Source organism: uncultured Streptococcus sp. (genome assembly GCF_905372115.1).
Taxonomy (GTDB): Bacteria; Bacillota; Bacilli; order Lactobacillales; family Streptococcaceae; genus Streptococcus.
This window is the reverse complement of sequence record NZ_CAJPNR010000001.1, coordinates 12346-25877: the sequence shown is the minus strand read 5'-3', so window position 1 is coordinate 25877 and position 13532 is coordinate 12346. Positions and strand designations below refer to the sequence as shown.

Below are 13532 nucleotides of genomic sequence, written 5' to 3'. Positions count from 1 at the left end.
GTTATGCATCATCCAACTCTATCCCCATCGGCATTTCTATCCTATTTTCCCCATGCTCTTTCCTTAAAGAAATGTTAACATTTTCTTAAAACTAACTTATATCAGGAACTTTTAAGCCGCAGTCTGTATACTTTCTAAAAATCATCTAAGAAAGAGGTATGGATATGGATTATCTAGTGATTCCGGCCTATGAGCCGGATTATAATCTTATTAAGCTGATTAAAAAAATTCACCATAAGAGTGATTTTCATATCATTGTTATCGATGACGGCAGCTCTTCCAAATGCCAGATAGTCTTTGAGCAGGCGGAGCAGTACGCGACCGTGCTCCGTCATCAGGTCAATCAAGGCAAGGGACAAGCGCTGAAAACTGCTTTTACCTTTATCCAAGCACTGAAAATATACGGAACGGTGGTAACAGCAGACGCAGATGGCCAGCACAAGGTCTGGGATATTTTCCGCGTAGCGGCCAAAGCTTCTGAAAATCCCAATCAGTTGATTCTGGGAGCACGCGCCTTTACTGGCAAGGTGCCTCTGCGCAGCCTCTTCGGCAATAGTCTGACTCGGGCTCTTTTCAAGCTTCAGACTGGGGTGGATGTTTCCGATACTCAGACAGGCTTACGAGCCTTTACGACCAACATGATTCCATTTATGCTAAAGGTAGAGGGGCAGCGCTATGAGTATGAAATGAACATGCTCCTAGAAGCCAGCAAGGAATATCCCATTTTGGAAGTTCCCATTGAGACGGTCTATATCAATGACAATCAAGGCTCCCACTTCCGGCCGATTCGGGATGGACTCATGATTTATAAAAATATTTTCAAATTTGCCCTGACTTCTCTCAGCAGTTTCGTCGTCGACTACATCGTCTATGCACTGGCTCTCTTGTTTTTAGCCGCTGTGCCGACCAGCCTGAGAATTCTTTTAGCTAATGGGATTGCCCGCGTGACCAGCTCAATCTTTAACTATTCGACCAATAAAAAGCTGGTCTTTAAGAACGACGATAGTATACTCAAGACAGGAACTGGCTATTTCAGCCTAGCTGTAGTGCTCTTTATCCTAGACACACTGCTGATTCGCCTCTTCTACGCTGTCTTTGGGCTCAATCTTCTGATTGTCAAAATCATTGTCGGCATCTTGCTCTTCACCGTCTCTTGGATGGTCCAAAAGAGATTTATTTTTAAGGAAAGGACACACACCGCATCATGAAATTTTTAAAGAAACGCTATGCCTACGCCTCCATTTTCGGGCTGCTTCTGACAGCTTCCTTCAGCTACTCCATGCTGAAAACCTTTGTCATCGCAGAGACCATTTCCACGGTTTCAAGCACAAGTTCGTCGTCCAATGCCGAGGCTGCCAGCAAGGCTGCGGAAACAGCGACAGTGACGGATACCAGCTATTCAGACGACAACATCTCGGTCACACTGACTGAAAAGACCGTCAGCAACACCCAAGTCTACATGGCTGATGTGACCGTCAGCTCATCAGAATACCTGAAAACGGCCTTTGCCCAAAATACCTACGGAAACAATGTCACAGCAAAGACCTCGGAAACGGCCGCCAACAACAATGCTATCCTAGCGATTAACGGCGACTACTATGGAGCCAATACGACTGGCTATGTCATCCGCAATGGCGTCGTATACCGCGATACTGTCCGAGAAGACTCCAGCAATGGTGATTTAGCCATTTACAAAGACGGCTCCTTCAAGATTATCTATGAAGACCAAGTCTCTGCTGATCAACTGGTCAAAGACGGTGTGCTTAATCTCTTGGCCTTCGGCCCATCTCTTGTAGAAAATGGTGAAATTGTCGTTGATACCAACTCCGAAGTCGGCCAGTCCATGTCTTCCAATCCACGGACAGCTATCGGTATCATTGATGAAAACCACTACATCATCATCGTTTCAGACGGACGCACCTCAGAAAGCGAGGGACTTTCCCTCTACCAGATGGCCGAAATCATGAAATCTTACGGCGTCAAGACTGCCTACAACCTTGATGGTGGCGGCTCCTCTACACTTTACTTTAACGGTCAGGTCATTAACAAGCCTACAACCAACGGAAATACTATCTCAGAAAGGTCGGTGAGTGATATTGTCTACATCGGTTACTAATCCCAGCAAAAAACGTTTTAGAAAAACGGCCCTTATCTACGCACTATTAACTATTTTCTTCTTTGCTTTCAGCAGAATCTATGAATCCTTCAGTTTCGGCGAAACATCTAGCCACATGCACTATCTCTTTGCCGTTCCTCTAGCGGGCGGCATCCTCCTCCTGCTCTTTATGAAGGTCATCCCTAATCTCTCTCGGCTCAGCCTCAATCTCTGGAACTCAGCAGTAGCCATCATGACAGCCGGCATGCTCTTCCGTGGCATCGTCAACCTATCTGGTCGCTCCACGACCCTGGATCAGCCCTACTGGTACCTAGGAACAGCCTTTGTGGCTCTGGCGCTACTCTCCATGGTCTTTACTCGAAGTGTGTGGACAAAAGAGACTTAAATCTCAATAAAAATATTTACAAAAAACTAGTTCCAGAAATAATTCTGAAGCTAGTTTTTTCTGCTTAGTGCTACTATTTTTATAAATTTCTACCTTTTCTCAAAACGTTTTTCCAATAAAGCCTGCTAGGAGTTCGACTGTACTAGCCTCATTGTGCTCTGCGAATACTGTTGCATCCTTATTTATAGTTGCAATTTCTTCCATATCAGCTTCTGTCAATTCAAAATTAAAAATATCAAAATTTTGGCGAATACGCTCTAAAGTCGCAGACTTAGACAAAGATACAATTCCTCGTTGCAGCTGCCAACGTAACATAACCTGAGCAGTTGTTTTACCATGTTTTGCAGCAATCTCCATTAGCACCGGATTTGTAAAGACATCAAACTTAGCTTCCGCAAAAGCTCCCCAACTCTCAGTCTGAATTCCTTTCTCAGCTAGATACGCCACTTCAGCTTCTTTTTGGTGGAAAACATGTAGCTCAATTTGATTAACAGCAGGCGTTATTTCGTTGAAGAGGGAGAGATTAGCTATTTGATCTGGCTTAAAGTTAGAAACACCAATGGCACGGATTTTCCCTTCCTTGTAGAGCTCTTCCAAAGCCCTCCATGCACCAAATGTATCTCCTACTGGCTGATGAAGCAAATAGAGATCTACATAGTCTAAATCTAGTTTAGACAGTGATTCGGCAAAAGCTTTTTTTGCACCTTCATAACTCATATCCGAAATCCAAAGCTTGCTTGTTATAAATAAGTCCTCTCGGGGCACGCCAGAGGATTTGATTGCTTTTCCGACGGCTTCTTCATTTCCATAAGATTGAGCTGTGTCAATTAGACGATAACCTACCTCAATCGCTTCTTCTACAACCTTTTGAGTAGTTTCTTCATCACGAATTTGGAATACTCCAAAGCCAACCATCGGCATTTGAACTCCATTATTTAAAGTTGTATAATTCATCTTTTTGTCTCCATTCTTTAATTGCTAACCATATTATACTCCCAACCTTGCCACTTGAAAATTACTTCTTTTGTATGATAGTATACAGATAGCGAATACTCATGGAGGTGGATATGAACCGACAGTTATTAGAGCAACTCATCGCATTTGAACAATACGGAACCCTAGCAGAAGTTGCCGAACAGCTCTTAATCACTCAACCGACCGTTACTCGAGGAATGCGAAAGTTAGAAGAAGAGTTAGAAGTTGTCCTTTTTGACCGCAAACCAAATAAAATTGAGCTGACTGAAACTGGACTCTTAGCAGTCCAAGAGGCAAAAAAGCTGCTGCAAGCCGAGGACGACTTTGTCCAAAAAATTCAGCAATTTAACTCCAAAAACTCCATGCTGAAAATTGCCGCTACTGAACCCGGCCCTCGCTTGTTTCTTCAACGCTTTTCCGAGGAAATATTTGATATTTCCCCAGACAATATTTCCATTTCCTCTATAGAGCATGGACTAGAGCAGTTGGAATTTGACACTATCATCTCCAATCAAGAAATCCATAGCCAAGCACTGGAATCTCTCTATTTAGGAAGAGAAAAGCTGGCCTTTCTAGTTGATACTCTTACTATTTCTTCTGATAAGAAGAGCAGCACTTTCGCTGAGATGGATGGAGTGAGCTTCATTCTCCTTGAAAATATCGGCATTTGGAGTGATATTATCCAGAAAAAAATGCCCCACTCAAAATTTCTCTATCAGCGTGATCGAGAAGCCTTTCATGAAATTCTTGACCATACAAACTTTCCGCATTTTGGAACCAACCTCAGTATTGATGTTAAAACTCTAGCAACACAGCGCCGCCAGCTTTTGCCAATTCAAGACCCAGAAGCAAACTTGGATTTCTATATTGTGTACCGTATCGAAGAAAGGGACAAGATTATTTCTCTAGCAAAGAAGCTCAAAAACCAGTGGCCAAAATTTTTTTAACAATAGCTACAAAAAAAGGAAAACACTATAATTTTCCTTTTTTTAATTCTAACATCAGTTGCCTAGAGCTGCCAAGAATATGCTCTTTCTTTATCCGCACTCATACACATCACCCATCAGCGGGTCAATGACTTCTGCCAGCTTAAAATATCCCTGCTCATAATGGTAATGACAGATGGCACAATTACCAAAGCGCACCTTGGGATCCAGAGCTTGGGCCGCAATCTTGAGATAGAAGGCCCACATGGCACCGCCGTGGCTGACAGCCAAGACTGGCTCTGCATCCGCCTGCCTGCTCCATTACCTCAGTCAGAGTAACTAGCACGCGCTCACCTACTTGATCCACACCTTCTCCACCATAGGGGACGAAGAGGTCTTCAAAAGAGGTAGCTCCCGGCCGAAATTTCGGCTGCAGGTGTTCGGGCTGGGCCTCAAAAAGACCAAAGTTCCATTCTTTAATGCCCTTAAGGCGAGTGTAGTCGGTCCGGCCAGAGACAAGTTCCAGCGTATCGGAAGCCCGCTCCTGGGTGGACGAGTAAAGTTGACCAAAACGAATGCCCCGCCCTTGCAAATAAGCTCCTGCCTGCCGGGCTTGATCCTGTCCCAGTTCAGTCAAAGGAGAGTCGCAAGCTCCCTGCACCAAACCTTCTTGGTTGAAAAAGGTCTGGCCATGCCGCATCAAGTATAAATCTTTCATTTATTTTTCCTTCCAGCTGCTAAAATCGTGACCAATAACCTCTTCTAGGTAGAATTGGTCATGTTCAAAAGTAAATTTCAAAATCCCACAGTTGGTCATGTGACCCAGACTATCCAGACGCCAGTTTTTCTGCCAAGCCCTAGCAAAATTGGCCATAGCTGCACCATGAGAAACCATGAGCACGGACTGGCCATCTGTCTCTTGCATGAGCTTGAGAACGGTCGCTGTCATACGCTCCTGCACCTGATTCTGGGATTCACCGCCATAGGTCACAAAGAAATCTTTATAAGGCAGGGGTGGATTGAGGTCTTCGCTTTCCCCTTCAAAGGTGCCGAAGTTCCACTCCTTGAGTCCCTTGACACGCTTATAGGGAAGCTTCCCGTCTGTTACCAATTCCAAGGTATCACAGGCCCGCTCTTGAGTAGAGCTATAAGCATCGTCAAAAGTAATTCCGGAATCCTTAAAATATTGCCCTGCCACCTTGGCCTGATAGATGCCAAAATCAGTCAGAGGAGCATCACACCAGCCCTGCACCTTGTGGCATAGGTTGAAAAGCGTCTGGCCATGCCGCATCAGATAAAGAGTTTTTGCCATCATTCATATCTCCTTTAGATGAGTTCTAACTTTTCAAAGGCCTTGTAGAGACCATCTTGGCTGACCGAGTCTGTCACCAGATCGGCCATAGCCTTGATTTCCGCTCCGCCATTTCCCATAGCGACCCCGACCTGACAATAGTCCAGCATAGGAATATCAACCTTGGCATCACCGAAAGCCAGAGTATCCGCCTTGTCAGCATCCAGATGCTTCAGCAGAACCTCAATGGCATGCGCCTTGGTAATATCTTTGACACCCAAATCGCCAAATAGAGCATGCTCACCCTTTCCTCCCCAAGTACCTGCCTTAAGTTCAGGAAAAGCTGCCTTAGAGTCCAGATGGTCTTGGTAGATTCTGAGAATAAAGCTGACTTTGTTCAGGTCGTCCCGATAGAGCTCCCCACCATAAACCAGGCCATGAAGAGCTTCTTCAGCCTCCATATTTACTACTTTTTCTGGATTGACACCTTTTCCAAGTACATAGGTCCGAAGAACTGGTCGTGCTGCCTCACGGAAGCCTTTGCTTGCAAAGAGACCGTTATTACTCTCTAGGTAAAACTCTAGCCCCCGCTCCTGAAGCCAGTCGACTAGCCTTTTCGCGATATCTCGCGGAATCAGTTGGTGCAGAATAACCTCCCCCTCATGCTCCACATAGGAGCCGTTGCCCCCAATCATGCCATCAAAGCCAATATCCCAAATTTCCGGCGGCATCTCAGCCTTGCTGCGGCCGGTACAGACATAGACCAGATGGCCATTTTCTCGTGCCTTGCGAATGGCAAGTACAGCAGACTCCGGTATATGACTATCATAATCGATGATGGTACCGTCCACATCCAGAAAGATGATTTTTCTCGTCATAAATCCCCCTCTTCCTCATCTTCTTCCTCGCATTTGCCGAATGCTTTCTTCAATTTTTACAAATTCCCTCACTTTTGGCCAATATTATTTTACGAACCCTCTATCCTATTATATACCTTTTCGAAAGCATTTTCCTATAGAATTATCAGAGATAATGGTACTATCCTTTTTTTCTCATAGAAAAAGAGCGAGAAGGACAGCTTTTAATCAGCTTGTTCCTTCTGCTCTTTTTATTCTCCATCTTATCTACTCATCCTCTGCTTCAAATAGCCAGAGTTTGGAATCAAAGTCATAGCTCGGCTTTTGCTCAGACTCATCTAAAAGCTGACCACTGGAAGCGTCCGTGGTGACCAGCCCAACTCGCATAAGCTCAGCCCCCATATAGGCATGCCCCTCTAGCCGATAGACCTTATCCACAGCCAGTCCTTTTAGTTGCAAACGCTGATGAGAGCGATTGACTTGATTGAGGACCTTGAAAGTGCCTAAAAGTGCAGTATTCTGATCCTGACTGACAACCATCCAAGCTGTCTGCCCATCTCCCTTAAATGGCGACTGCAGTCGATAAAAAGTTCCATTATGAATCAGCTCTCGATGGCGCTTGTAAAAAGATACCTGTTCCCTGACCTCAGCCAATTCTTCTGGAGTTAGCTGATTAAGGTCCAGCTCATAGCCAAAGGAACCGAAAAAGGCGACATTCCCCCGCGTCTTCAACGGAGTCAGACGATTGGTCTGGTGATTGGGCACGATGGAGACATGGGCTCCCATGGATGAAAGCGGATAGAGAAGACTAGTCCCGTACTGGATTTTCAAGCGCTCAATCGCATCCGAATCATCGCTGGTCCAAGCCTGCGGAGCATAGTAGAGCATACCTGGATCAAAGCGGCCCCCACCTGAAGAACAGGACTCAAATAACAGTCTCGGATAGCGACTGATTAAACGCTCATACAAGTCATAAACACCCAAGACATAGCGGTGAAAAATCTCTCCTTGCTGATCAGCTGGCCAGGCAGCTGAGAAGACATCCGTCAGAGGGCGATTCATATCCCATTTGATATAATCCAGCTGCGCTTCCTCGATAACCGCCGACAGACGCTCAAAAATCTCATCCACTACTTCCAGCCGAGAATAGTCCAAAACAAACTGGTTCCGACCATGGTGGGGCTGTCTATCTGGCACTGCCAGCAGCCAGTCAGGATGAGTTCGGTAGAGTTGGCTGTCCTTATTGACCATTTCCGGCTCAAACCAAAGACCGAACTTCATGCCTAAACCGTGAATTCGCTCTGCTAGCGAGCCCAGCCCCTGCGGCAGCCTTTCTGGATTGACAAACCAATCCCCCAGCCCAGCACAATCGTTAGTCCGCTGGCCAAACCAGCCGTCATCTAGCACAAAGAGCTCCACTCCTACTTGCTGAGCCTTTTCAGCAAGATCCAGCAGCTGATTCTCACTAAAGTCAAAATAGGTAGCTTCCCAGTTATTGATGAGCACAGGACGCGCTCGCTCGCGCCAGTAATCCCTAGCTAGTCGTCGACGAAATAGCTGATGAAAGGCTTGACTCATGCCGTTGAGGCCCTGCTCAGAGTAAACCAACAGAGCTTCTGGACTGGTAAAGGACTGGCCCGCAGCTAGCTTCCACTCAAAGCAAAAAGGATTGATGCCTAGCTGCAACCGGGTCACATCATAGGTATCCACCTCAGCCTGAATGAGAAAATTGCCCGAGTACACCAAGGCCGCTCCTAGCACTGGACCTGATAACTCAGTCGTTTCCGGTCGCTTAAGAGCCACAAAAGGATTGTGGTGGGGACTGGAAATGCCGCGGGTTGACTCAATAGACTGAATCCCCTGCTGAAGCGGGCGCTCCTTGATATAGCGTTCCCGAGCCCATGCTCCTGATAGCTGCAGCCAGTCATAGTCAGCATCTGGCAGATCCAGTGACAGACTAGCTAGGGATTCCAAATAGCAAGTTTCCCCGCCTTGATTAATCACTTTGCTGGAGCGAGCGATAACCGGCCAATCAGCAAAAATCGTATAAAACAGCTGAACTTCTACTTCTGTCAACTCATCTCGCAGGCTTAGAATAAGAGTCTTAGCCTCCGTTTGAGCCTCTGTATAAGTAGCGGGCAGCCCTTCTAAAGCTGGCTTACCATCTACCATCTGATGACTGACATAGACAAAATCAGTAATACGTGAGCCATTTTCCTGACGCAGACAGATAGCGGGATGGCGAAAGTCTGTCGTGCCGTATTCTGGAAATTCCTGCCGCACATGCTCCAAAGAATAGCGTAAATCCCCTTCTTTCCTATAGGTCGTCATGGGCCGATGCTGCAACTCCACCAGATAAGAATAATTTCGCTCTGGTACCGCCGCTCCGTAGTAAAGCTGCAAGAGTTTACCATCCTCCGCAACCCGAAAGATGTAAGAAACATCACCATTAGTCAGATGAAATTGCCTGCACTCTTCCTTAAACAAAATACTCGCCTTATTCATGACCTTCTCCTTTCGCTATCTCTAATCATGCTTCTCCTTTCATTATAAAAAAGGCCACCCCTTTTGGTAAGCCTTTCTTTCTAGTTTTATTTATCCAAATGTGACTTTTTACAGCTCCTGCCCCAGATGAGAGCTAGCCTTGCGAAAATTCAAGGGTGACTGGCCACGCGCCTTCTTGAAAGCTTTTGAAAAGCTCTGTGTTCCGGCAAAGCCTGTCTTATTGGCAATCTCTTCCACCGAAAGCTGGCTGCTCGTCAATAAATCAGCAGCCATATTGAGCCGCAAATCATTGCTGTACTCCTTAATCCCCTTGCCTACTTCATCCTTGAAAAGCCGAGATAGGTAGGAAGGGTGCAGCGCCAATTTCTGCGCCAACTCCTGCACAGATAAACTTTCTGGCAGATGACTGCTCAGTAGTTCCAAGACCTGCTGGACATAAGGATTGACCCGACGGCTTTCCGTGATTAAGGATGTCTGCTTAAGACGCTGGGACAAGAGTTCTAAAAAGCGATAAACTTGCCTTTGCAGAGCTAGTTCAGCTATTATTCCGCTGCCCTCATAGGCCAAACTTTCAAAGACCAAGGCCTTAAATTCCTGCAAAGAAGTCAGCTCAAAAGACCATTGGCTCGACTGTAAGCCCAGAGCCTGCAGATAGCGAGGCAAGAGACGCCCACCCAGTCCCATCCAGACATAAGACCAAGGCTCTTCCCTGTCAGCCTGATAAAAGACCGATTGACCTGGCGGCACCACAAAGCCCTGCCCTTCCTGCAAATCATAGCGCTGATTGCCCACGGAGTAAGTCCCCCGTCCCTCCAGTACGATATGAATGACATAAACATCCCGGACAGCCGGCCCAAAGCTATGATGGGCTTCCGTTTTTGAATAACCACAGAAGGCAAAAAAACAATCTTCTTGGCCAAACTGCATAGACTTAACCAAGGTTAGCGAATGCTCCATCAGCTCCTCCTTAGATTTGGATAATTTTTTTATCCTTATTATAAAACAAAAACCACTAAACAGCAACTGAATCTGATTAGTGGTTTCTTCATTCATCTTAGAAAGATTGGACGGATGGGTTATGATTAAAGAGGGCATGGGTAGCCTTATAGATATGGTAGGCTGTTGCAGCATTATTCATAGTGTAAAGGTGTATGCCCGCCACATCCTGGGTCACCAAGTCAACAATTTGATCCACAGCATAAGCCAGACCAGCTGCTCTCAGAGACTCTGGGTCATGTTCGTACTTATCCAGAATAGCCCGGAATTTTCTTGGCAACTTGATATTCTCACATGTTTTGAGAAGGCGCAGAGCCTGATTGCGATTGAGAATCGGCATAATCCCAGCATGGATAGGCACTTCAATACCCGCTAAAATGCACTTGTCCTGAAAGTCATAAAAGCGCTCATTGTCAAAGAAAAGCTGAGTCACCAGACTAGAACAGCCAGCATCCACCTTTTTCTTGAGATTTTGAATATCCGAAATCTGATTTGGAGAATCCGGATGGCCCTCCGGATAGCAGGCTCCGATGATGTCAAAGTGCGGTGCTTCTGTCTTGATGTATTCAATCAAGTCAGTCGCATAGGTAAAATCATCCTTAGGCGCCACATCTGGAAAAATATCCCCTCGCAAAGCTAAAATCTGATGGACACCAACCCGATCCAAAGACTGCAAGATATTAGACACCATGTCCTTGGTCAGATAGACCGCAGGTAAGTGAGCAATCGTCGGAATCTTGAGGTCGTTGGCGATGAACTCCGTCAAACGAACCGTCGTCTCCTCAATGTCAAACTTATTATTGCTGGCTGTCACACTGATAAAGTGAGGAGCCAGATCTTGCATCTCTCTCAACGCCTGAAAAATCTTATCATTGCCTACTGCCGGATTGGGAGGAAATACTTCAAATGAGAGACTAGGTGTATGACGACGAACCATATAACAAAAAGTTCCTTTCAATGATGGTAGCGATAGCTGAGGACAATCCTAGAAGAATAGCTCCTGCAGGATTGTCAGCTCTGCTTCAGTTTTAGTATGTTCCTCCATCAAGATCAACTGTTGAGGTTCGAGGAGGTTTATTTCAGGTGTTGTCTAGCTTCTTTAGCTGCTTCTACTAAGCGCTCCAAGCTAGCTTTAGTTTCTGGGATACCACGTGTTTTCAAACCACAGTCAGGGTTGATCCAGACCTTGCTGCTTGGCACCTTAGCCAAGATAGCTTCGATCGTATGGTCAATTTCTCCTTCATTCGGCACGCGCGGTGAGTGGATATCGTAAACTCCAGGCCCTACTTCTGTCTGGAAGTTCTTAGCCTTGAGCTCATCTAGGATTTCCAAGTTAGAGCGGCTAGCTTCAAAGGAAATCACGTCCGCATCCATGTTGTCGATAGCAGGGATGATATCGGTAAATTCTGAGTAACACATGTGAGTGTGGATTTGCGTATCAGGCGCTACTGTTGAGTGTACCAAGCGGAAGGCTGGAATTGCCCAGTCAAGGTAGTCTTCGTACCAGTCGCTGCGACGGAGTGGTAATTTCTCACGAAGAGCAGCCTCGTCAATTTGGATAATCTTAACACCAGCAGCTTCAAGGTCAAGAACTTCATCCTTGATAGCAAGAGCAATTTGAAGAGTAGAATCCTTGATAGAAATGTCTTCACGTGGGAAAGACCAGTTTAGGATGGTTACAGGTCCAGTCAACATACCCTTAACAGGTTTGTCAGTACGGCTTTGTGCGTAGCTAGACCATTTAACAGTAATCGGGTTGAGACGAGTCACATCACCCCAGATGATTGGTGGTTTCACCCCACGCATACCGTATGATTGTACCCAACCATTCTTAGAGAAGAGGTAGCCAGACAGGTTTTGACCGAAGTACTCAACCATGTCATTACGCTCGAACTCGCCATGCACCAGCACGTCAAAGCCGACTTCTTCTTGCCACTTGATCCAATCATCAATTTGCTCAGCCAAGAACTTGTCATAGTCTTCTGCTGACAGCTCGCCCTTGCGGAAAGCCAAGCGTTTGGCACGGACTTCCTTGGTTTGAGGGAAGGAGCCAATTGTCGTAGTTGGCAATGGTGGCAGATTGAGTGTCTTGTGCTGGATTTCTTCACGTTCTGCAAAGACTGGCAGGCGAGTGTAGTCTGCATCCGTCAAGCCAGCAATCCGAGCAGCCAGATCTGCATTTTGCCCAACACGCTCTGCTGCAAAGAGAGCCTTGTTAGCAGCAAGTGCTTCTGCACCACCACCATTGCGGATAGCATCCAAGTCACGGATTTCATCCAATTTTTCTACCGCAAAGGCAAAGTGGTTCAAGATTGCTGGTTCAAAATCTTCATTAGCCGTTGTAAATGGCACATGGAGCAGCGAACATGAGCTTGTCAAGACGATGTTTTCAGCTGGGATTTGCTCAAGCACTGCCAAGCTCTTTTCGTAGTTGTTGCGCCAGATATTTTTACCATTGACAATCCCTGCATAAAGTGTCTTATCAGCTGGGAAGCCACCTTTTACAAGGTCAAGAGTTTTCTTGCCTTCTACAAAGTCCAAACCAATCGCATCTACTGGCAACTCTACAAGGTCTGCATAGATATCACGAACATCACCAAAGTAGGTTTGAATCAAAACTTCAAGACCTTTCTTGTCTGCCAAAAGCTTCTTATAAAGGTCCAAGAAGAGAGCTTTTTCTTCTGCTGACAGATCCTTGACCAGACTTGGCTCATCCAGCTGGATACGCTCTGCGCCCAGCTCTGCTAATTTTGCAAAAACTTCTTGATAAGCTGCAGCCAGGGCATCGACAAAGTCAGCCGGAGCCACACCGTCTTCAAAGTCAGATACTTGCAGGAGAGTGAATGGACCAACCACAACTGGACGGGTTACCAAGCCCAACTCTTTTGCTTCTGCAAATTCATCAAAAATCTTATGCCCAGCCAGCTTGACTTGGGTTTCTTTTTCAAATTTAGGAACGATATAGTGGTAGTTAGTGTTGAACCATTTCTTCATCGGAAGAGCACGGACATCTCCTTTTTCGCCCTGATAGCCACGAGCCAAGGCAAAATACCGCTCCAAGTCAGTCAACTCCAAGCCTTGCACAGATGACGGCACCACGTTAAAGAGAAAGGCCGCATCCAGCACATTATCATAATGAGAAAAATCATTAGACGGAAGCTCTGAAATTCCTTTTTCCTTAACAATATTCCAGTGCTTAGCGCGCAGCTCTTTGGCCGCAGCCAGAAGCTCTTCTGCTGAGATTTCATGTCTAAAGTATTTTTCAGTAGTAAATTTCAATTCGCGGAATTCGCCCAAACGTGGGAAACCAATGATAGTCGTTGACATAAACGTCCTCCAAAATTTTTCTTGATTTTATCTTATCAGAAAATCCCCCCTCTGTATAATTGGAATTTCCCAGAGTTTGATATAGTCTAAAACTATAACCAACCTCATCAACCAATCCAAAAGCCCTATTTTAACAACACTATTGACTGAAATT

Annotated in this window: 11 protein-coding genes and 1 pseudogene; 4 read left to right on the top strand and 8 right to left on the bottom strand. The window is 45.8% G+C overall.

What is annotated here, in order from left to right; all coding sequences use genetic code 11:
- The first annotated feature begins 158 nt into the window (after nt 1-158).
- From QZ169_RS00130 to QZ169_RS00120, 3 genes are read left to right on the top strand one after another with little or no spacing between them, the layout of a single operon-like run.
- Nucleotides 159-1208 carry a bifunctional glycosyltransferase family 2/GtrA family protein gene (locus QZ169_RS00130; protein WP_295503978.1) on the top strand — a complete coding sequence of 350 codons (1050 nt, stop codon included), beginning with the start codon at nt 159-161 and terminating at the stop codon, nt 1206-1208.
- A complete protein-coding gene (locus QZ169_RS00125) occupies nt 1205-2116 on the top strand; it encodes a phosphodiester glycosidase family protein (protein ID WP_295503976.1) in 912 nt (303 codons plus the stop codon). The genes QZ169_RS00130 and QZ169_RS00125 overlap by 4 nt, the downstream gene beginning before the upstream one ends.
- A complete protein-coding gene (locus QZ169_RS00120) occupies nt 2097-2501 on the top strand; it encodes a hypothetical protein (protein WP_295503974.1) in 405 nt (134 codons plus the stop codon). Before QZ169_RS00125 ends, QZ169_RS00120 begins: the two co-directional genes overlap by 20 nt.
- Before the next feature lie 99 nt (nt 2502-2600).
- On the opposite strand, the gene QZ169_RS00115 is transcribed toward QZ169_RS00120, so the two are convergent.
- A complete protein-coding gene (locus tag QZ169_RS00115; protein ID WP_295503972.1) occupies nt 2601-3455 on the bottom strand; it encodes an aldo/keto reductase in 855 nt (284 codons plus the stop codon).
- 113 nt (nt 3456-3568) lie between these two features.
- On the opposite strand from QZ169_RS00115, the gene QZ169_RS00110 reads away from it, so the two are divergent.
- Nucleotides 3569-4423 carry a LysR family transcriptional regulator gene (locus tag QZ169_RS00110; RefSeq protein WP_295503970.1) on the top strand — a complete coding sequence of 285 codons (855 nt, stop codon included), beginning with the start codon at nt 3569-3571 and terminating at the stop codon, nt 4421-4423.
- A 90-nt stretch (nt 4424-4513) separates the two neighbouring features.
- On the opposite strand, the pseudogene QZ169_RS00105 reads toward QZ169_RS00110, so the two are convergent.
- The 7 genes and pseudogenes from QZ169_RS00105 to metE all read right to left on the bottom strand — a co-directional run bounded on the left by QZ169_RS00105 (nt 4514) and on the right by metE (nt 13378).
- Nucleotides 4514-5120, bottom strand: a pseudogene (locus tag QZ169_RS00105) (histidine phosphatase family protein).
- Complete coding sequence (locus QZ169_RS00100; RefSeq protein ID WP_295503969.1) at nt 5121-5717, bottom strand: histidine phosphatase family protein; 597 nt, start codon at nt 5715-5717, stop codon at nt 5121-5123. It lies immediately after the preceding pseudogene.
- 11 nt (nt 5718-5728) lie between these two features.
- Nucleotides 5729-6571, bottom strand: coding sequence for an HAD family hydrolase (locus tag QZ169_RS00095; RefSeq protein WP_295503968.1), 843 nt, complete (start codon nt 6569-6571; stop codon nt 5729-5731).
- A 246-nt stretch (nt 6572-6817) separates the two neighbouring features.
- Entirely contained in the window at nt 6818-9055 is a 2238-nt protein-coding gene (locus tag QZ169_RS00090; RefSeq protein WP_295503965.1) for an alpha-galactosidase, read from the bottom strand.
- A gap of 108 nt (nt 9056-9163) precedes the next feature.
- Nucleotides 9164-10108, bottom strand: a complete 945-nt coding sequence (locus QZ169_RS00085; RefSeq protein WP_295504220.1) for an AraC family transcriptional regulator — start codon at nt 10106-10108, stop codon at nt 9164-9166.
- Between the two features lies 1 nt (nt 10109).
- Entirely contained in the window at nt 10110-10988 is an 879-nt protein-coding gene (gene metF, locus QZ169_RS00080) for a methylenetetrahydrofolate reductase [NAD(P)H] (RefSeq protein WP_002896521.1), read from the bottom strand.
- A gap of 137 nt (nt 10989-11125) precedes the next feature.
- Nucleotides 11126-13378, bottom strand: a complete 2253-nt coding sequence (gene metE, locus QZ169_RS00075) for a 5-methyltetrahydropteroyltriglutamate--homocysteine S-methyltransferase (protein ID WP_295503963.1) — start codon at nt 13376-13378, stop codon at nt 11126-11128.
- Nucleotides 13379-13532: the final 154 nt, after the last annotated feature.

What these genes read in the sequence shown, in the direction of transcription:
- metF (WP_002896521.1), bottom strand. Translation starts at nt 10,988, where the DNA reads ATGGTTCGTCGTCATACACCTAGTCTCTCATTTGAAGTATTTCCTCCC.
- QZ169_RS00130 (WP_295503978.1), top strand. Translation starts at nt 159, where the DNA reads ATGGATATGGATTATCTAGTGATTCCGGCCTATGAGCCGGATTATAAT.
- QZ169_RS00125 (WP_295503976.1), top strand. Translation starts at nt 1,205, where the DNA reads ATGAAATTTTTAAAGAAACGCTATGCCTACGCCTCCATTTTCGGGCTG.
- QZ169_RS00100 (WP_295503969.1), bottom strand. Translation starts at nt 5,717, where the DNA reads ATGATGGCAAAAACTCTTTATCTGATGCGGCATGGCCAGACGCTTTTC.
- metE (WP_295503963.1), bottom strand. Translation starts at nt 13,378, where the DNA reads ATGTCAACGACTATCATTGGTTTCCCACGTTTGGGCGAATTCCGCGAA.
- QZ169_RS00095 (WP_295503968.1), bottom strand. Translation starts at nt 6,571, where the DNA reads ATGACGAGAAAAATCATCTTTCTGGATGTGGACGGTACCATCATCGAT.
- QZ169_RS00115 (WP_295503972.1), bottom strand. Translation starts at nt 3,455, where the DNA reads ATGAATTATACAACTTTAAATAATGGAGTTCAAATGCCGATGGTTGGC.
- QZ169_RS00110 (WP_295503970.1), top strand. Translation starts at nt 3,569, where the DNA reads ATGAACCGACAGTTATTAGAGCAACTCATCGCATTTGAACAATACGGA.
- QZ169_RS00090 (WP_295503965.1), bottom strand. Translation starts at nt 9,055, where the DNA reads ATGAATAAGGCGAGTATTTTGTTTAAGGAAGAGTGCAGGCAATTTCAT.
- QZ169_RS00085 (WP_295504220.1), bottom strand. Translation starts at nt 10,108, where the DNA reads ATGAATGAAGAAACCACTAATCAGATTCAGTTGCTGTTTAGTGGTTTT.